Origin of the sequence: Paraflavitalea sp. CAU 1676 (assembly GCF_029223285.1) — a bacterium.
In the GTDB taxonomy this organism is placed as follows: domain Bacteria; phylum Bacteroidota; class Bacteroidia; order Chitinophagales; family Chitinophagaceae; genus Paraflavitalea.
The window spans coordinates 728,716-748,194 of the sequence record NZ_JARHUJ010000002.1; the positions used below are offsets into that span (position 1 = coordinate 728,716).

The following is a 19,479-nucleotide window of genomic DNA, read 5'->3' on the forward strand; positions in this document are numbered from 1 at the left end:
TAGGATGATGCGTTGTAATGGTTTTAAAAAGTTTGGTGTTTTTGTTTTAGCCTTTTTTGTATTCCTGCCCTTTAACAACCAGGCGCAGCAAAAGCCGGGGCAGCCGGTTGACCCGGTTGCCTCGCGCCTGCGGCTTTGGTATGATAAACCGGCTAAGCAATGGGAAGAGACTTTGCCATTGGGCAATGGCCGGTTGGGTATGATGCCCGATGGCGGGGTGGTGGAAGAAAATATCGTACTGAATGATATTACGCTGTGGAGTGGGGCGCCGCAGGATGCCAATAATTACGCCGCCTATAAGAAACTGCCCGAAATTCAGCAGTTGTTGCTGGATGGGAAGAACGACCAGGCGCAGGCGCTGATCGATAAGGATTTCATTTGTACGGGTAAGGGTTCGGGCGCCGAGCCTTTTGGTTGTTTTCAAACGTTGGGTAAGCTCAGTATTCAATACCGCTATGGCAATAGCAATGCCGCCCAGGAGCGCGGGCTTTATATCCGGACTTTGTTCCTGAACCATGCGATAGCCCGTACCGAATTCAAATTGGACGGCGTAAAATATGAACGTGACTATTTTACCAGCTTTAGTGATGATGTAGGTATTATTCGCATCAAGGCTGATAAGCGGCGCGCCATCAGCCTCGCCGTGGGGTTGAGCCGCGAAGAGAAAGGCACGGTCACGACCATAAATAACACCCTGGAGATGTATGGCCAACTGGACAATGGTACGGATGGTAAGGGGATGGAATACCTGGCTGCCATTGGTATTCGCCAAAGCGGTGGCCGGCTGCGTAGCCTCGACAATAAGCTGTTGGTTGACAGTGCCGATGAAGTTCTTATTTATATTTCGAACAAAACCAGTTTCAAAGACCATGACTTTCGTCAACAAGCCCGCCGGTTGCTGACCAGGGCCCTGGCCGGAAACTATAAAGTACAGTTTGACAAACACTGGCGCCAGTACCGGCAACTCTTTGCCCGCACTTCTATTTACCTGGGTCCCGGTCCCCGCTACGAGATGCCCACCAACAAAAGACTCGAAAAATTCTACAACGCCACTACACCCGATAATGATTTAACTGTGCTGTTCTACCAGTTCAGCCGTTACCTCACCATCAGCAGTACGCGGGTAGGTTTGTTGCCGCCCAATTTACAAGGGTTGTGGGCGCACCAGATCCGCACGCCGTGGAATGGCGATTATCACCTCGATGTGAACGTGCAGATGAACCATTGGGGCGTTGAGCCGGGTAATCTCTCCGAACTCAACCTGCCACTGGCCGAACTCGTGAGCAGCCTGGTGCCGCATGGTGAAAAAACGGCCAAAGCCTATTACAATGCCGATGGCTGGATCGCACACGTGATCACCAACCCGTGGATGTTTACGGAGCCGGGCGAAAGCGCTTCCTGGGGTGTTTCGAAATCGGGCTCGGGCTGGCTGTGCAATAACCTCTGGGACCATTATGCGTTTACCCACGATAAAAACTATTTGAAGAAAATTTACCCGGTGCTGAAAGGATCGGCGCAATTCTATGCGGCCATCCTGATTAAGGATCCGAAGACGGGATATATGGTGACCTCGCCCTCTTCATCGCCCGAAAACTCTTTCTTTATGCCTGATGGCAGCGGCAAACATGTGAGCATTTGCATGGGCGCTACCATCGACAACCAGATCATCCGCGAGCTGTTCACCAATGTGATCGAAGCGGCCAACACGTTGGGCATCGACGCGGACTTCCGCGATCAACTGGTGGCGAAACTGGTGCAGATACCTCCCGCTGGCCGTATTGCGCCCGATGGCCGCCTGATGGAGTGGCTGGAGAACTACCAGGAGACCGACAAAGAACACCGTCATATTTCGCATTTATACGGCCTTTACCCGGCTAACCTGATCACCCCTTCCCAAACCCCTGCGCTGGCAGATGCCTGCCGTAAATCGCTCAATGTGCGGGGAGATGATGGTCCGAGCTGGGCGATCGCCTACAAACAACTCTTTTGGGCCCGCCTGCACGATGGCAACCGTGCGTACAAACTGTTTCGCGAAATCATGAAACCTACGCGCAAAACGGATATCAACTACGGCGCCGGCGGTGGCGTATATCCGAATTTGCTGAGTGCGGGTCCGCCTTTCCAGATAGATGGCAATTTTGGCGCCGGCGCCGGTATTGCCGAGATGCTGCTGCAAAGCCATGAAGGATTTATCAACCTGATACCCGCTATTCCTGATGCCTGGAAGCCCGAAGGTTTTGTGAAGGGCATGAAGGCCCGGGGCAATATCACGGTGAGCTTTGCCTGGAAAGCAGGTAAGGTAACCAGCTATTCCCTTACATCGCCTGTAGCGCAAATTGTGCCAGTGAAAGTGAACGGCCAGCTGCTCACCGTTAAGACCAAACAATCAACCAATCTTTAGAACTTATATCAGAACTCCTCGTACCATGAAACGAACGCGCGCAACCGGATGGATCTTTAGTACCGCTTTATTTTTCCTTGCCCAGGGGGCGAGGGCACAGACCGTAACGATACCCGTGGAGACCCGCAACAATGCCCTCGTATTCCAGGCAGACGCCAACCGGAATGTAGGCATCGTGTATATGGGCGCCCGTCTGCAGGACAAAAACGAATATGCCCTTGCGACTGGCATGTACAAGCAGACCAGCGATTACAGCGGTGTGGCCAATGCGGCCTATGCCACGTCGGGCACCCGCAACCTGTTTGAACCGGCTTTGTCGGTGACGCATGTGGATGGCAACAACTCGCTCGACCTGCAATATGTGCGGCATGAATCCAAGCAACTCGACAACAATACCAGCCTGCTGAGCATCTACCTCAAAGATCCTGTCTATAATTTCGAAGTAACCTTGTTTTGCAAGAGCTGGTTCAATGAAGATGTGACCGAACAGTGGAGCGAGATCAAACACAACGAAAAGGGCAAAGTGACTTTGCACAAATATGCTTCTGCCGGTTTGTACCTCAAGGCCAGCAGTTATTGGCTGCGCCAGTACCATGGCGACTGGGCCCGTGAAATGCAACCCGAAGAGGCGAAACTGACACATGGCATCAAAACCGTCGATAGTAAACTGGGTACAAGGGCCAACCTGTTTCAGCCCTCTGTTTTCATGGTGTCGCTCGATAAACCGGCCACCGAAGATGAAGGCACGGTATTGTATGGCGCGCTGGAATGGAGCGGTAATTTCCGGGTAGACCTGGAGCTCGACAACCGCGATAACCTGCGCATTATGGCGGGCATCAACAATTATGCATCGCCCTATACCTTGCAACCTGGCGAAGTGTTCACCACACCTGCCTTCCTTTCTGTATTATCTACTAAAGGCAAAGGCGCCGCCAGCCGTCAGCTGCACAACTGGGCCCGCAACTATAAAATATTAGATGGTAAGGGTACGCGTCTTACGCTGCTCAATAATTGGGAGGCTACTTATTTCGACTTTAATGAAAACAAGCTTAAGGAGCTACTGAAAGATACCCGTAAGCTGGGCGTTGACCTCTTCCTGCTCGACGACGGCTGGTTTGCCAACAAGTATCCGCGCAACAACGACAATGCGGGCCTGGGCGACTGGGGCGAGAACAAAAAGAAACTGCCCAACGGTATCGCCACACTGGTGCAGGAGGCACAGCAGAACCAGGTGAAGTTCGGCATTTGGGTAGAACCTGAAATGGTGAACCCCAAAAGTGAACTCTACGAGCAACACCCCGATTGGGTGGTGAAGCAGGTGAGCCGGCCGGAGCATTATTTCCGCAACCAGTTGGTGCTCGACCTGAGCAACCCGGCGGTGCAGGACTTTGTGTTTGGCGTGGTTGATAACCTGTTTACGAAGAACCCTGCGCTGGCGTATATCAAGTGGGATTGTAATGCAGTTATCTATAATGCACATGCTGCGAAGCTGGGCAATCAATCGCATTTCTATGTACAATACGTGCAGGGCTTGTACAATGTACTGAAACGCCTGCGTGCTAAATATCCCACGGTGCCGATGATGTTGTGCTCGGGTGGGGGCGGCCGGGTGGATTATGCCGCCTTGCAATACTTTACGGAGTTTTGGCCCAGTGACAATACCGACCCGCTGGAGCGCATCTTTATGCAGTGGGAGTATTCTTACTTCTATCCTTCTGTGAGCATGTCGGCCCATGTGACTGACTGGGGCAAGCAGCCGATCAAATTCCGTACGGATGTGGCGATGATGGGGAAGCTGGGTTTTGATATCGTAGTGAGTCATTTGAAGGAGAAAGACCTGCAGTTTTGCCAGGAGGCGTTGAAGACCTATGAGTCGCTGAAGCCGGTGATCTGGCAGGGTGATCAATACAGGCTGCAGAGCCCGGCCGACCATGATGTGGCCTCCCTGTTGTATTTGAATGAGGCGCGCAGCCGTGGCGTTGTTTTCAATTACCTGGTAAATAACCGGTACGAAGCAGGTAGCGTGCTGCCCATCCGTTTAAAAGGACTGGATGCAAAAAAACGTTATACCCTGAAAGAAGTGAATGTGTTTCCCGGCACCAGTTCCGGCATCGATAGCAGCAAAAGCTATAGTGGTGAGTTTTTAATGACGGTGGGTTTTAACCCCGATGTGAAGCAAGGTCGCAACAGTGTGGTGATAGAAATCAAAGCAGTAGACTAAAGTATGTAATTTACGAAAGGCAAAGCCGGTTCCTGGGGGAGCCGGCTTTTTTGTTGGAAACCACCTGATCTTATGCGGCGGCTGGCACTTTTATTTACAAGCGATCTATTATTGCTTTACCAGTTTACCGTCTTTGATGACCCATTTCACATCGAAGAGTGCTTTCTGGAAATCCTTTTCCAGGTCGCCGTTGAAGATGACCAGGTCGGCTTTGGCGCCGGTGCGGAGTGCCCCTATTTGGTTGCCGAGGTCGAGCGCTTTGGCGGCATTCCAGGTGGCAGTTTGCAGGATCGTTGCTGGAGACAACCCTTCTTCGAGATAGGCTATCAATGTTTGTTTGGCTGCATTGCCCCTGGTGGATCTTACCTCAAAGTACGCATCGGAGCCTGCTACGATCAGGACGCCTTTTTGCTGTGCCCGCTTTAAGCGGTCGGAGAGGGGAGCCAACATGCTCTTGATCTGCGCCGTATCGTGTTTTTGTATATGGCGTGCTTCTTCTACCTCGATGATGCTGTGCGTAGAGGGATCGGTGGGCACCAGGTATACCCCTTTCTTTGCCATTTTCTCCAGGATACTATCGGCCATATAATAGCCATGTTCGATGCCGTCTGCACCGGCTTCGAGGGCAAGGTTGATATCGTTATCGGATGTAGCATGTGCGGTTACTTTGAGCCGGTGGCTGTGGGCGGTTTGCACGATGGCTTTCATTTCTTCGGCGCTTACCCCCATGCGTTCGCCAAATACTACGACCTTAATGACGCTTACCCCGTTGTTGGCATGTTCTTTCACGGCGAGGGCGGCATCCTGTGCGCCATTCACGACGCGGTATTCCAGCTTCGTAATGCGCTCCTGGTCTTTAAAAGGCAATTGGTAAAACTGTCCGTCCATGGCGCTGATGATAGGTCCGGAAGTCAACATGCGTGGCCCCGGGATAAACCCACGGTTGATCGCTTTGGCGACTTCTACATCGAGGTACTGGCCGGAGTTGCCGAGATCGCGAACGGTGGTGAAACCTGCCTCGAGGTAGCTACGTGCCAAGCCCGCGGCGCGCAATACGCGGTATTCGCTGCTGTGGAGCAAGGCATCGGTGGCGAGGTTGTCATCGAGGCGTTGTACCGTGAGCAGGTGGGTATGGGCATCGATGAGGCCGGGTGTGATGGTGGCTTGTGGTACATTAAACTCGGGGGTGCCTTTGGGCACGGACAGGTTGGCGCCTACGCCTTTGATGGTGCCGCCCTGCACATAGATGGCCTGGTTGGTGAGGAATACTCCTTTTTCGGCGTCGAATATTTTGCCTGCCTTGAGCAGGTAGGTATCACCGGTGGGCGACTGTGCCAGTGAATACAAGGAGAGCAGTAAGATACAGAGCAAGGAATAGCCTGATTTGAACATGGGATCGATTTAATGAATTGAGTGCCGCGAAAATAGGAAAAAGGGAATTCTGACTGTAAAATATTGTGCATCACTCCGCTTCGCAAACACCCCGCTATAAGGTCGCAATCAACCCCCACAAAACATTTGCGCAACCCGCAGGTTGCATGTATATTTGCAACCAGCGAGTTGCATATTAAAGCAGAACACGATGAAAAAAGATGTATTCCAGGCCATTGCCGACCCCACCCGCCGCGCCATTCTGACCCTTATGATGACCCAGGCCATGACGCCGAATGCGCTGGCACAACATTTTGATACCAGCAGGCAGGCTGTATCGAAGCATATCAAGGTGCTGGCAGAAGTGGGGCTTATAAAACAAGAGTTATCCGGACGCGAAATATATTATCACTTCAATCCTAAGAAAATGAAACAAATAGCCGATTGGTTAGAACCTTTCCGTCAACTGTGGGAATCCCGTTTGAACCAGTTAGAAACTGTATTGAAAAACATAAAACCTAAAAAGTCATGATTATCAACAAAGAGGTGCAGTACACCAAAGACGTGAATGCCAACAAGATCGTTGCCATCAAGGAATATGATGCGCCATTGGAACAGGTGTGGAGTGCTTTTACCGAAAGTAGTATCCTGGACCTTTGGTGGGCGCCCAAGCCCTGGAAGGCTGAAACCAAGAGCATGGATTTTAAGGAAGGCGGTAAATGGGTGTATGCGATGGTGGGACCAGCCGGTGAAAGACACTGGGCTTTCGTGAGCTATAAAAAGATCGACAAGCACAAACGCTTTACGGCCATTGATGCGTTCTGTGACGAAAACGGTGTTATCAATACCGAGTTTCCCCGCATGGACTGGGTGGTAAGTTTTGCCGAGACATCCGAAGGCACCACCGTGACGATCGATATTACCTTCCCCGATGAAGCCGGTATGCAAAAGATACTCGAGATGGGTTTCGAGCAAGGATTTGCTATGGCACTCAGCAACCTCGACGAGATCTTCGACAAGCAATAGCATTTTGTGTTTCAATAGCCATGATCACAACAAAGTCCTCCCTACGTGGGGGACTTTTTCTTTTGGGGGCGGGGGGGCGCTTAATTTTACTCGTTTTTGATGGGCGTTGACTTAGTATACACTGTATCGAGGCGGTATGTATCCACCCATTTTACCTTATAGGAATCGGTATACATTTTACAATTCCATCTACCGGTGATGGTGCCTGCCCGCGTATCGAAGACCGGATTGTACAGGTCCTTTATTTCCTCCATTTCGGTGAACTCTCCGGTGACGTCGCCTAAATATAAAAACAGGCTGGCAAATCCTGCCTGGCAATTGCCATTCACTGAGTAGGTCCTCACCAGCAGATCAAGCTCGTGATCGCCATTTACGTCGAAGAGGCTGTCGCTTTCATAACCAACGACGGGCGTTTGGTATTCCAGGTACAGGGTGTATTTTTTAAGTGGGTCTGTGCCCGGCTCTATGTGCCGTGCCCAGGTCCAGAAGAGGTAGGTCATATACCCATCGTGTATGGTACGGGTGATGCAGGACCGGGGATCCATGGCGTAGGGCCTGAATATCTTAAAACTATCGCTTTCGTGGTAGCGCGCCGTATCGAGCAGGGTGTACCCAAAATCGCCGTTGATGTATTGTAGTTTATCGAGTGCGGCTTGCTGGTAAGGGGGCAGTGGCTTTTCGGGTGGCGCTTTCGCTGCGGCTGGTTCATCCCGTTTCACCGTGAGGGAACAGGCCGAGCTCATGCACCATTGGCCAACAATGAGGAATAGCACCAGGGGTGTGAGGGTTAATTTTCTCATGTAACGAAGGGTTTCTGCCTCCCGGCGGTTGCACCTATCCGGGATGGTTTCCCAATATAGTGTTTGCCCGTTAGATTGACAAATGGGGCCCGAAAGGTCTTTTGAGGCTGCCCTGCAGGAGTACCGCGGCGGACAACTCCTTTTCGTGCCATGTTGGCGCGCTATTCGTACCTTTACGGAAACACCCGCCGATGCCCGAAGAGCAATATCCGCGTATATTTCTTTACCGCCGGTTGGTGCAGGCCAAACTGTATATCGATACGCATTATGCCGATGCCATCGACCTGGACCAGATTGCCGGCGAAGTGTACAGCTCCAAGTTCCATTTCATCCGCCAGTTTAAAAGCATCTACTTCAAAACACCCCATCAATACCTGATGCACGTGCGCATCGACAAGGCGCAGGACCTGTTGAAGACGGGCGCAACCGTTACGGCAGCCTGTTACCTTTGCGGCTTTGAGAGCCTGGGTAGCTTCAGCACTTTGTTCAAGCGCCTGACCGGCATCACCCCACAGGCGTACCGCCTGCAACACGAAACCCTGCGGTTACAGGTGGAGGCTTCTCCGTTTAGTTTTATACCGGCTTGTTTTGCGCGCCAGAGCGGATGGCTCTGAAGGGTGGTCACTTGTGGGTGGTTAGTCGCCCGCGAGGGAGCATTGCCCGCGGCAGCGTGGGTGGCTGTGAGGAGTGGCCACTTGTGGCGGTTCCTGAAAACAGCAATTTTTGAGAAACGAGGCGTGGGCCAAGCGGCTTTCTTTGTGTTAAAACGCCATGCAAACCATTTTTGATGAAGCTACGCGGCAGGCACTCATCCACCGCATCTCGCAATTGAAGGCACACAATACCCGCCAATGGGGTAAAATGAACGTGTACCAGATGCTGAAACATTGTACCTTATGGGAAGAAATGGTGCAAAGCAACCGGCCTTATAAGCAAGTATTGCTGGGTAGGCTCTTTGGCCGGGTGGCCCTGCGCAGTATGCTGAAAGATGAGAGCCCGCTGCGGCACAATACCCCCACCATCGCCGAACTGAAGATCACCGGCAACGGCGATGTGGAAACCCAGAAAGCGGCCTGGATCGAGCGCCTCCGCGTGTATGCCCATTGGGACATCAACGGTTTTGCGCATCCGTTCTTTGGCAAGATGACGCGTGAACAGGTTGGCTATCTCGCCTATAAACATTGCGATCATCACCTGCGGCAATTCAATGCTTAACGATAAATACCTTCAACATGATCACCCGGGTTACCCATTTCAGTGTATACGTATTGGATCAAAACAGTGCGTACGATTTCTACATCAACAAACTGGGCTTTAAGGTCGTTACCGATGTGCCGCTGGTGCCGGTGGGCAATGGCTTTCGCTGGCTCACGGTGGCGCCGCCGCAACAGCCGGAGCTGGAGATCAACCTTACCCCCATCACCGAAGGCATGTGGTATACCAAAGAAACGGCCGACACCCTGCGCGACCTGGTGAAGAAAGGTACATTTGGTTGCGGCGTGCTTACCTGCGATGATATTTATGCTACTTATGAAGAGTTAAAAGCCAAGGGCGTTCACTTTATGAAACCGCCGAAGAAGGAGTTCTATGGCACCGAGGCGTTGTTCAAAGACGATAGCGGCAACTGGTTTTCGCTGGCGCAGCTGCATAAATAGAAACTACCGTTCTCTCACGTTCGCGGGCACTGATTATGTGTCAATAAGCGACACAGGGTGCCGGGTTCCATTGCGCTTAGGGTTGCCACCATGCTGGCGAAGACAAAATATGTATTGACAAAAATCAAGTGCTGAGTAGTTCTTCCAGGACCTTTAAGCTCCGTGTATGGAGGGAGCGGACTTTCAACCCTTAGCTTTTCGGTTTTTCAGTCCGTCATTCCAATAATAATAACCTGAAAAGATCTTACATTTAGATTGAATTAACCGTTCTCCCTCCCGCACTAAAAACAATCAAATGAACGACCGAAACACAGAAGTTGTCACCGTAGTACTTGACAACGGTGAAGAATTCCTGATGGAAGTTACTGCAACAGATGGCCGGGAAAAGGTAGCTGATTTAGGAGTGATATCGATGTCGGACCTTACCAGGTCCATCCGTTCGATCAGTACTACGATCGTTGATACGCTTAAGGAAATAAGTCCCGATAAATTCGCAGTTGAGTTTGGCGTTGAGGCATCCATTAAGTCTGGAAAGCTACTGGCTTTGTTATGCAATGCGGATGGGAAAGCCAATCTGAAAATCACCTTAGAGTGGACAAAGAAAACCAAGGAGTAGGTAACCTATCTGGCCCCATCACCGAACTACTGGCATTCTGCTGTGTCAAGTTGGTTAACGGGAAAAGAGGCACAGGCTGTTTTGTTGCACCTGCTTTGGTGTTGACCTGCGCGCATGTAATTCCCGATAACAAAGTAAAGGGAGATGTAGTATTCATTCAACCTAAAGACGCTGACAGAGAATTCGAAGCAACCGTCATCGAACTTTCCCGCGACGATGATGAGGACTATTGCTTGCTTTCAGTAAAAGAATATCGATCAAAGATTTCATTGATAATTGGTACCGATGTACTGGCCGGCGACAAGGTATTTGGATATGGGTATCCAGTGTATGACAATCAGCAACGATCAGATGGTTTTTATGGCGAATATGAAGCGCTGACCGGGGCACCCGATCCTGTCAGATATCCCCACGGGTTCCATAAAATAAAAAATACCCAGATCATGCCGGGATTCAGCGGGTCACCTGTTATCTCGCTCAGAACGGGGCAATGCATCGGCATTATGACGGAATCCCGGAATCGAAACGATGCATTGGGCGGCTGGGCTATTCCAACCAGTCTATTACTGGAACGCCTATCGCAAATTGAAGGCTTTGGAAAAGCGCCGGCAGAACTGGTAAGTCTTTGGAATACGGCGTTGACTACCTACAAATCGCTACGCGAAATAGTCCCTTCGCCAACGGTTCCCAGGGATGATATCCTTTATTCGAACGCCCAACTCATCATTGAAAATTTCATTTATTCTTATACAGGCGATCCATGTAAACCAACGCCATTCGGTGGAAGAAAGGAAGAATTACTCGGGTTGGATACCTGGCTGGACGATGTTGCCGAATCGCCGTATTCATTGTATACAGGTCCCGCAGGTCATGGAAAATCAGCCTTACTTGTGCATTGGCTGATGAACTTGCAAAAAAGCATCGAAACCGGCGAACGCACTGCGCTAACCATCATTTTTGTACCAATTTCAATCCGTTTTGATTTTAACACGGAAGAAAGGGTTTTCGCTTATATCCTGGACAGGTTGCATGCATTAAATACCCAGGCTAATACGGCAACCAATACCACGAGAGAATACATAAGGCAATTCTCCCGCCTGATCTGGTCCAACCAGCGGTATCAAACAAAAGTACTGCTCATTATGGACGGCCTTGATGAAGCTGCCGGTTGGGATGTGAACGCAAGCATGTTCCCGCTTAATTGCTCGCCCGACATTAAGGTCCTTCTTTCTGCCAGGGATATGGCCGGCAGAGCCGGTCGCCAATGGCTTGAATGCCTTGGCTGGGAGAAGACAGACAACGCGAAGCATTTTCAGCTTGCTCCTTTGACTATTCAAAAATTGAAGGATGCGTTGGAGGAAACCGGCGCCATTTCAGTCAGTAAGAAGGGGGGGCAAAAACTTTATCATGACTTGTTTCAACTGACTGGGGGTGATCCATTGACCCTGGGGCTGATACTGGAAGAACTAATAGCTAAAAAAACGACGATTGATTCCCTTAAACTCGATGCGCTGGAGCCCGGGCTTGAAGGTTTTTTTAACCGGTGGTGGCGTGAACAGGAACAACTTTGGGGGAAGAAGATCAACCAGATGGCTCCTACAGCAAATTTTATTCTACATAGCCTGGCCCTTTTGTTTTCTCCGATTTCGATTAAAGAATTCAGTGCGCTGGTGCGCCGCTACGATGCGAACATTGACGGATACGGTTTGGATGAAATGATCGCTGTTCTTGGGCGTTTCGTGCTGCGAACTCAAAACGGGAAGGCTTTAACGATAAGCCATCCAAAATTCAGCGAATTCCTCGTCAATAAACTGCGCCGTTACGATGATCTCAAGAGATACGAAGACAGATTCCTCGACTGGGGTTCCGAAGTAATTACATCACTTTCCAGTCCCGGCAGTTCGCCACCTCCTGCGTATATGATCCGTAATCTTGCGCTTCATTTGTTACGCGCCGACGCGCCCATCGAACGGTTTGAGGAATTGTTGCACACTGGATGGGAAAGCGGTTGGAAAACTATCGATGATAGTTACGGAGGCTATTCTCGCGATATTACAATCGTATATGAAAGGCTAAAGGCTCATGATCTTCAACTGGTCAACAAAAGTAATGTCGCCGACAAACTGGATAAAACAATTCAATGTGCTTCGCTGCTATCCAATGCCCTATTTGAAGAAGATAACATAAAGCCAGGCCTTTTAGGATCACTTTTAAAATACCAGCTATGGTCAACAGATAAAGTGTTGAATTTTATCGCGCGTGTTGAACATCCTTACAACAGGGGGCTGTTTTTGGAAGTGCTTTTTGAACTTATTGAAACCAGTAAGCTCGAAAAAGCTGCCGTGTTAGCAGAGCAGGTAGTATTAGACCCAAACGGAGATTATGGGGCTGCGATGGCTACTTACGCCTGGATGAAACGGCTTGGAAAAGAAGAGCGTTTGAACGAAGCGATAACTGTATTATCAAAACTAGCGGAGCCTGAGAGAAAGTCATTTGGCTATTTGGGATTAGCGGCAGCTTTACCGGCCGATCAAAGAGGTGACGCCATAACGACTGCCTTCTCAAACACTGAAGAACTAGGTGGACACTTTCTGTCAAGCCTTGTTGATTTATTTACAAAGGAATTTATTCCTTACGCTCAGAAAACAGGTATCGATCAACGCCAAAAACTAACAGAGGAGGAGTACCAATCCATTAGAGAGAACATAATCGCATGGATATCTGAGAAAACAGGCACTCCTTTCGATTCGAAAAGCTTCGATACGGCCTACGACACTCAATACCTTGGATATCTATTTCCATTTATCCCAGAAGCTGAATTGTTTGAGTACATGACCCGGGTGCTACGAGAAATGTCGAGGGGAAAGGTAAAAATGTACGCTGATGATTATTTAATATTCTCACGGGGTTTCCTGACACCACCGATGCTGCCTTTGATTGAGCCGGCTATCGAAAAACTGAAATCTGACGAACAGATTCTGGGTATCCTCGCCTGCTACCCTTTTATTGAAGACCAGGCATTGAAGAAAAGGTACAAAGACCAGATAATTGAAAATATTGGAGCGTTTGAAAAAATGCCCTCTATTAATGATAGGAAAACTTTTTTTGATCTTCTGGGCCGCAGTGGATTTACTGCGGCTGGCGTAAGAAAGATCCTTCAAACCGATAAGGATGACTGGTATATTGACAGACCTATTGCGGGCATTGCGCCTTACCTATCCATTGAGGAATGTGAAGTTTTGCTTAAGTCTCAATCCACCTGGAGAAATGAGCTCAGGGATCGAATCATCGGTCCGGTTCTGGAGCGGTACGCCTCCTTCAGTCCGAGACTAGCGAGTTTGTCTCTGCAGTTGCTGAATGTTTCCTTTTCCCGGGAGGAGTGGTTGCGCGGGCGCCTCGTTCTCGATGCCTACAGTGCCGGGAAGTGGACATTTGCCGACAATATAGACCGGCTTAACGAGATCGGCGAATTGAGTGCCAGGATTGACGTTGCCTGCTTGCTAGTAGGTGGCACACCAGATAAGACCTGGGAATTAATCACTCATATCTTAATCTCGACCATGGAAAGTATTCCCGACAAATGGTGGCCGGCTATGGAGGTGCTGGACGGGATTTCGGCTTATTTACCAACGGAGGATTGCAATGACGCAGACACCCTGGCTGAGCTGGCTTACGTGATCGCTCGTAGCGGGCACGAAGAAAAGCACCTGATTGTACGCAAGTTCTTTAATAGTTTGATCAGCCGGGGGAATGACGCCATGGTAGAAAAAATTGCTATAGCGACCACCTCTCCCTCGTTTGATCTACCAGCACTTTGGGCCATACAATGTTTTTCGCAATCTAAGGAGCAGGATAACAAGGTACGGATCGAGCGCTTGATGTCTTATGTGGTTGAGCCTGATACAAGACTCCAGGCGCTTGCCGCGACTCATTACCCAGAACAGTTGAATGAGTTTGAAACTTTGTATGTGGACCTGATCGGCCTGGATCCAACAAGCAGTACTATTGAGTACTATGCTTCTAACCTGTCAGACACCTTGCGTTTTTTAGACGCGACTTCGCGTGCGAAGTATAAGGAACAGATTGTCAATACGGAATATTGGAGAAAAGGGCTGTTACGAGCGGATTCTATTGCCTATCTATGCAAAATGCTTGACCACGATGATCTCGTTTTCTTGAATCATAGCATTGCTCGAAAGTTGTCTTCCGCTACCGATCGTTACATACTGACGTCAGCCATTGCCGTTCGTTTTACAGAATTGGGAGATATTGAAATGGCTATTCAATCTCTTGCCAGTGTATCCGGCGCGGATAGATTACTTGCCAAGACCCTGGGACGAATGTCCTTGCTATGCAGAAAAGAAGATGTACTAAGTATTGTAAAAAAAGCTGAAAATACCCTGTTCGCCAACAATCGTTTGCACTTTTACCGGCTTCTATTGGAACGGATAGAACAGCTGGATAGATCCGTCGCCCTGACTATATGCCATGGTTGGCTGGATCTAATCACAAAAGGCAATAAAGTGGATATCTACACAAGCCTGCCTGCTCTCTTCGACTGGTTTAAGAAGGCACAAGATCGTGATATTGTCAACTTGCTGGATGCACAATTTTACGGTCCAGACTATGCCGGCCGTGATTAATACTCCTCTTCAGAAAATGGCCCGCTATATACAGCCAGCACCCGGCCAAAAAGAAAGGCGCAGGTCTCATCCTCCTGCGCCTGTTCACTGCTTTCTGATGCACTACCGGGTTTTCGCACCGAGTGACCGGAAAGCTATTTGCTACCAATCAAAATCACTGTTGCGGCGTGGTGCCGTCGGTCTTGGGCGCCTGGCCTATCAGCTCCATGAACTGATCGAGCTTGGGCGTAATGATGATCTGCGTACGGCGGTTCTTGTTCTTGCCGTCTTCCGTATTGTTATCCGCTACGGGGTTGTATTCGCCCCGGCCACCGGCGGTGAGGCGCTTGGGATCTACCCCATACTGGTTTTGCAGGGCCTGCACCACCGAAGAGGCGCGCAGGGTACTGAGATCCCAGTTGTTGCGGATATTGGGCTTGGATATGGGCACATTGTCGGTATTACCTTCAATGAGCACATCATAGTCTTTGTAATCCATGATGATCTTGGCAATCTTGGCCAGCGTAGCGCCGGCTTTATCGGATATTTCATAACTGCCCGATTTGTAGAGCATGTTATCGGCCAGCGATACATAGACCACTCCTTTCAATACCTGCACATCTACACCGCTCAGCTCTTCGCGGCTCAAGGAGCGGGTGAGGTTGTTGGTGAGCACCATGTTGAGCGAGTCGCTCTTGTTCTTGGTATTCACGAGGTGCTGGATATACTTGTTGGAGGCGGTGATCTCATCGACCAGTTTGGAGATATTGACATTGCCCTGGTTGGCGCCGGAGAGACATTTCTCCAGCGAGGCCTGGAGGGCAGTGATGGCCGCTTTACCCTGGGCGATCTGCTCTTCGAGGCTGGATACGCGGGTGGTGGCGGCTGCGAGGTTCTGCTGGCAGGTTTGCAGGTTGCTATTGGCCGATGCACTGGAAGCCCGCAGGGTTTCGTGATCTTTGCTCAACGCATCATATTTCTTTTTGCTGATACATCCCGTGCCTACCATGGCCAGCATGAGCAGGCCTACTGACAAACGAATTATTCTCATATTAAAATGGTTTAAGTAACAAAAGCTTAGGACCATTCTGCGGCTGGAGCAAGGGGTGTAGTCGATTGATGACAGAGAAGATACTTTTTTTGTGCCAGCAGCCGGCCGAGTGTTAAAGAGCGGCTGGCCAATTTGTATGCTTTTAGGAACATTTGGCAGGGTTGGCGGCCGCGACTGCGGCACCGTAACGATGCCCGTATATCGCGAATAGCGGACAGAGCCTACTGATTGCTAATTCATTAGCCCCGTGTTATTAAAATCTCCTTAAAGAAGGCGCTGTGGCATTTTAGTGAATCGATTGCGCCCGCTGATGCTTACCGCTTTTGCTTATTTTGCGATCCGTCAAAAAAATACCCTTCTTGTCAAAGCCCCTTGTTGTAGAAAATATGGAACAAAAGAAGGTGAGCTTCCGACTGATGGATCGATGGTCGTTCACGTGGAAGTTTGAGCGTTAGGCGGGGAAGGAAGCTGTAGTAACGGGCAAAAAAATAGGGCGCAACGTTGATACGTCCGCCCTTTCTCCCATTAAACCCCTTAGGGCTATAAACATTTTACCATTTTCGTTTTAAGTTCCAGACCACACAATTGGGTGAGTTCTTTGGCCTGGAAAAATGAAAGGTGTCGATGACCTGGCTGCTGTCGTAGTTCATTACTTTGAATACGTATTCCGCTTCGGCGGACACGCGCACGTATTCAAACAAACTGTCTGTACACAGGGGTGCTTTTTCGGCATACCTGATAGGGATATCCGCGCCGTCGTTGACGAGCAGCATACAGTTTTTTGCCATTAACGAATCTGAAGAATAGAACCGGACATTGATCAGGTATTGTGCCGGCAAAGGAGAAGAAGCAGAGCCTGAACCAACTGAGCCACCACTATAGTGGCCATATTCTTTGGTGCATCCAAATAGTATTAACAGTACCAGCGCGTATTTCATACAATGGTTTAATGGATTAATGGAATAACCATGACCCTATGGGAATAACAACCTGTTAAGGCGCTTGCTGTACGATATCACTATTTGGTTGGAGAGATAAGATTAACGCGAATCAGTGGGGAACGTTGCGTCGGTAATGACAATACTAATTTAGGAAGAAAACTTAATACAAAATTCACTTGCCGCTTTTTTTCTAAATAAATTTCTGCTCTCCCGATTTTTCTTCCACAATCGCATCTAAGCTCATGGGGTGTTTCGTATGTTACCCAAAACAGCTGCTGCGCTGTTATCCAATAAACATACTATGAAATACCACAAGATCTCTTTTTGTACGGTATGCATGAACCGTACTATGCACCTGAAGTCAACGCTGCTGCGTAATATCGAAGACAATCTTCACTATCCTCACCTTGAATATGTTTTGCTGAATTATGGATCGAAAGACGACATGCACGACTGGGTGCAAACGCATTTCGATGCCTACCTGCAATCCGGCCTCCTTAAATATTACCGCACGGATTTTCCGGATGTATTTAAAATGAGCCATGCGAAGAACATGGCCTTCCGCCTGGCTACCGGCGATATATTGTGCAGCATCGATGCAGACAATTATACCGGCGATGGTTTTGCGTTGTACGTGAATCAACTGTTCCGGAAAGACCCGGCCATCTTCCTGGCGCCGCCCTGGATTGCACCGGGCAAGAAGTGGTGGGATGTGCAGGGCCGTTTGTGTTTATGGCGGGAGGACTACTACCGGTTTCGTGGCTATGATGAAGGTTTTATAGACTATGGTTACGAAGACCAGGACCTGAAGCAACGTATGATGCACGCGGGCCTGCGCAAAGCGGTGATCCGCAATACCAAATTCCTGCAGGCCATTCCGCATACGGATCAATTGCGCATGGCGGGCGGCATCAGCCGGAAGTTGCTGGCCAATTTATTACTCACGTCTATCGGTCGTCATGAATGGGAGCTGTATTACCTCCGCACCGACAATACTTATGAACATTACCGGCTGCATGCACCGCAGATCCGGATAGAAGATGCAGGAACGCTTTATTGTTCGCCGGCTATCCTCACGAATTTGCGGCTGCACCACGTTGACACCGGCCGTTACCTACTTCATGAAAAGGGCCTAACGCTGCGCGACGACAACCGGCCGCAGCCTGAAGACCTGGAATACCGGATCGCCCAGCAATTTAGCAGCCCTGGCGGCCGCTTGTATTACCGGCTGGGGCCGGGCAGCCTGATGGACCAATTGTTACTGCACCGCTCCTGTTACCTTGGCCGGCAACGCCTGTTGCAGAACCGGAAGGAGCCCTGTATGGTGAATGCGCAGGGATTTGGAGAAGGCGCGGTGACGGCGGTGAGCGGCCGGAAGATGCCCAGCATTTTATGTAGAACGCCATAAAACTTTACGATGAACCATTTCCCGGACGATCTGCTTTACACCAAAGATCATGGCTGGATGCGGGTGGAGGGCAAGGAAAGGAAGAGCCCGATATGGTGAACACGGATCCATACGGGGACGGCTGGATCATAAGGATACAGATCACCCATCCCGGTCAGCTCAAGGACCTGATGAGTCCGGCAGAGTATGCAGACTTCGTGAAGCAGGAAGCGGCTGGGTAAGGGAGGGCTGGTTTTGTGACGGCTTGGGAGTTTGTATGACCTGTTGCCTCAGGCGGCTTTTAGACGCATGATGGTACTGCAGAGTGGCAGTAAGCCGAAGGAGACTGCTATGAAAATGCCTACCCGGATACAGTTGAGGAAACGCCATTGATGGGCCCTGGCGACGAGGCCGGCGGGCTCCGGGGCTCCGTTTGCGATGGCCTGGAAGGCGATGATGTTGGGCGCGAAGTAGGTGAGGGTCCATACGCGCACGGCGAAATGGATGGCGAAAAGTACGAGCAGCCAATTGCGGATGGGATCGATATGCCAGCAGAAGACGATGGCGAGAATAAAGGTGATTTCGTGCAGGGAATGGATGATGATCCAGAAAGTCTTTAGATCGAGGTCGTAGGGCGCTTTAAAATAGTGCAGGGAGGCAGGTGGATGCTGTGACCATTTGGGCACGATGACGGCCGTTTCGAAGAGCTGGGCGCCGTTCATGAGGAAGTAGGCGAGGGTAGTGATGAGTAACCAGGTTTCGCCGCGGGCGATGTAGGAGGCGGTTAATGTATTCATGGCTGTGTAGATTGGGTGGTGTCGTTGAGTTGTTGGGTGATATTGGTCATGATGTCGATGGCGCCGCTGAAGTAGCGCAGGATGACCTGCAGCTCATCGGCGGAGAAGGTATCATAAAAAGCCAGGGTTTGCTGCTGGAGGGGGACAAAGAGCGGCTCCAGGAGGGTTTGGATATTCTCTTTGTGGGGCACGATGTAGACCTTGCGGCGATCGTGCTTATCGTACTGTCGCTTGACGAGCTTTAGCTTGACGAGGCGATCTACCAGTCCGGTAATGGCCCCGGTAGTGAGACCGGTTAGTGTGGCCAGTTCCCCGGCCGTTACCTGCCCTTGCTGCATGATGAGGCCAAGGTATTTGTGGTCGGTGCCCGAGAGGCCGGCCTTGCGGGCGATGGCTTCGTGCATGAGCAGGGAGGCGTCGGAATAGGTGCGACTGGCTGCCCGGAGCGATTGTATGGTATCCTGACTATCTGGTTGCATTATTTTCGGGATTAAACTTATCAGCTAATTATCTTACCCACTAAGATAATGCTTTACCGACGAATAAACCAAATAGGGGCTGCATTTCGTGGACCAAAACGAGGGGTCGTGA

General features: G+C 50.2%; 17 protein-coding genes. 11 read left to right on the top strand and 6 right to left on the bottom strand.

Going from position 1 to position 19,479, the window contains the following annotated elements; all coding sequences use genetic code 11:
- Nucleotides 1–4: 4 nt before the first annotated feature.
- Nucleotides 5–2,401 (top strand): glycoside hydrolase family 95 protein, encoded by a 2,397-nt coding sequence (locus P2H89_RS07570; RefSeq protein WP_275826005.1) that lies wholly within the window; start codon nucleotides 5–7, stop codon nucleotides 2,399–2,401.
- 25 nt (nucleotides 2,402–2,426) lie between these two features.
- Nucleotides 2,427–4,622: an alpha-galactosidase gene (locus P2H89_RS07575; RefSeq protein ID WP_275826006.1), complete on the top strand. Its 2,196-nt coding sequence runs from the start codon at nucleotides 2,427–2,429 to the stop codon at nucleotides 4,620–4,622.
- 108 nt (nucleotides 4,623–4,730) lie between these two features.
- Here the strand turns inward: P2H89_RS07575 and P2H89_RS07580 are convergent, their stop codons facing one another.
- On the bottom strand, nucleotides 4,731–6,014 hold the full coding sequence (locus P2H89_RS07580; RefSeq protein ID WP_275826007.1) for an amidohydrolase family protein: 1,284 nt from the start codon (nucleotides 6,012–6,014) through the stop codon (nucleotides 4,731–4,733).
- A gap of 190 nt (nucleotides 6,015–6,204) precedes the next feature.
- Here P2H89_RS07580 and P2H89_RS07585 point away from each other — a divergent pair, with 190 nt between their 5' ends.
- On the top strand, nucleotides 6,205–6,525 hold the full coding sequence (locus P2H89_RS07585) for a metalloregulator ArsR/SmtB family transcription factor (protein ID WP_275826008.1): 321 nt from the start codon (nucleotides 6,205–6,207) through the stop codon (nucleotides 6,523–6,525).
- Nucleotides 6,522–7,019 (top strand): SRPBCC domain-containing protein, encoded by a 498-nt coding sequence (locus P2H89_RS07590; RefSeq protein ID WP_275826009.1) that lies wholly within the window; start codon nucleotides 6,522–6,524, stop codon nucleotides 7,017–7,019. Before P2H89_RS07585 ends, P2H89_RS07590 begins: the two co-directional genes overlap by 4 nt.
- Nucleotides 7,020–7,105: 86 nt before the next feature.
- Here the strand turns inward: P2H89_RS07590 and P2H89_RS07595 are convergent, their stop codons facing one another.
- Nucleotides 7,106–7,819, bottom strand: coding sequence for a hypothetical protein (locus tag P2H89_RS07595; protein ID WP_275826010.1), 714 nt, complete (start codon nucleotides 7,817–7,819; stop codon nucleotides 7,106–7,108).
- 191 nt (nucleotides 7,820–8,010) lie between these two features.
- Between P2H89_RS07595 and P2H89_RS07600 the strand changes: the two genes are divergently transcribed.
- The 5 genes from P2H89_RS07600 (at nucleotide 8,011) to P2H89_RS07620 (ending at nucleotide 14,733) form a co-directional block, all read left to right on the top strand.
- Complete coding sequence (locus P2H89_RS07600; protein ID WP_275826011.1) at nucleotides 8,011–8,433, top strand: AraC family transcriptional regulator; 423 nt, start codon at nucleotides 8,011–8,013, stop codon at nucleotides 8,431–8,433.
- 157 nt (nucleotides 8,434–8,590) lie between these two features.
- Nucleotides 8,591–9,034: a DUF1569 domain-containing protein gene (locus tag P2H89_RS07605; protein ID WP_275826012.1), complete on the top strand. Its 444-nt coding sequence runs from the start codon at nucleotides 8,591–8,593 to the stop codon at nucleotides 9,032–9,034.
- A gap of 17 nt (nucleotides 9,035–9,051) precedes the next feature.
- Complete coding sequence (locus P2H89_RS07610) at nucleotides 9,052–9,474, top strand: VOC family protein (RefSeq protein WP_275826013.1); 423 nt, start codon at nucleotides 9,052–9,054, stop codon at nucleotides 9,472–9,474.
- Between the two features lie 295 nt (nucleotides 9,475–9,769).
- Nucleotides 9,770–10,090, top strand: a complete 321-nt coding sequence (locus P2H89_RS07615) for a CU044_2847 family protein (RefSeq protein WP_275826014.1) — start codon at nucleotides 9,770–9,772, stop codon at nucleotides 10,088–10,090.
- Entirely contained in the window at nucleotides 10,066–14,733 is a 4,668-nt protein-coding gene (locus tag P2H89_RS07620) for a serine protease (protein ID WP_275826015.1), read from the top strand. Before P2H89_RS07615 ends, P2H89_RS07620 begins: the two co-directional genes overlap by 25 nt.
- Before the next feature lie 154 nt (nucleotides 14,734–14,887).
- Here P2H89_RS07620 and P2H89_RS07625 read toward each other — a convergent pair whose 3' ends face one another.
- Nucleotides 14,888–15,763 (bottom strand): OmpA family protein, encoded by an 876-nt coding sequence (locus P2H89_RS07625; RefSeq protein WP_275826016.1) that lies wholly within the window; start codon nucleotides 15,761–15,763, stop codon nucleotides 14,888–14,890.
- Between the two features lie 551 nt (nucleotides 15,764–16,314).
- Entirely contained in the window at nucleotides 16,315–16,701 is a 387-nt protein-coding gene (locus tag P2H89_RS07630) for a hypothetical protein (protein ID WP_275826017.1), read from the bottom strand.
- 304 nt (nucleotides 16,702–17,005) lie between these two features.
- On the opposite strand from P2H89_RS07630, the gene P2H89_RS07635 reads away from it, so the two are divergent.
- On the top strand, nucleotides 17,006–18,112 hold the full coding sequence (locus tag P2H89_RS07635; RefSeq protein WP_275826018.1) for a glycosyltransferase: 1,107 nt from the start codon (nucleotides 17,006–17,008) through the stop codon (nucleotides 18,110–18,112).
- A 92-nt stretch (nucleotides 18,113–18,204) separates the two neighbouring features.
- The gene (locus tag P2H89_RS07640; RefSeq protein WP_275826019.1) at nucleotides 18,205–18,333 is read left to right on the top strand and encodes a hypothetical protein; all 129 of its coding nucleotides are present in this window, start codon (nucleotides 18,205–18,207) and stop codon (nucleotides 18,331–18,333) included.
- Nucleotides 18,334–18,381: 48 nt separating this feature from the next.
- Here P2H89_RS07640 and P2H89_RS07645 read toward each other — a convergent pair whose 3' ends face one another.
- Together P2H89_RS07645 and P2H89_RS07650 are read right to left on the bottom strand one after the other, a co-directional pair.
- Nucleotides 18,382–18,888, bottom strand: coding sequence for a transposase (locus P2H89_RS07645; protein ID WP_275826020.1), 507 nt, complete (start codon nucleotides 18,886–18,888; stop codon nucleotides 18,382–18,384).
- On the bottom strand, nucleotides 18,885–19,367 hold the full coding sequence (locus P2H89_RS07650) for a MarR family transcriptional regulator (protein WP_275826021.1): 483 nt from the start codon (nucleotides 19,365–19,367) through the stop codon (nucleotides 18,885–18,887). The genes P2H89_RS07645 and P2H89_RS07650 overlap by 4 nt, the downstream gene beginning before the upstream one ends.
- Between the last annotated feature and the right edge of the window lie 112 nt (nucleotides 19,368–19,479).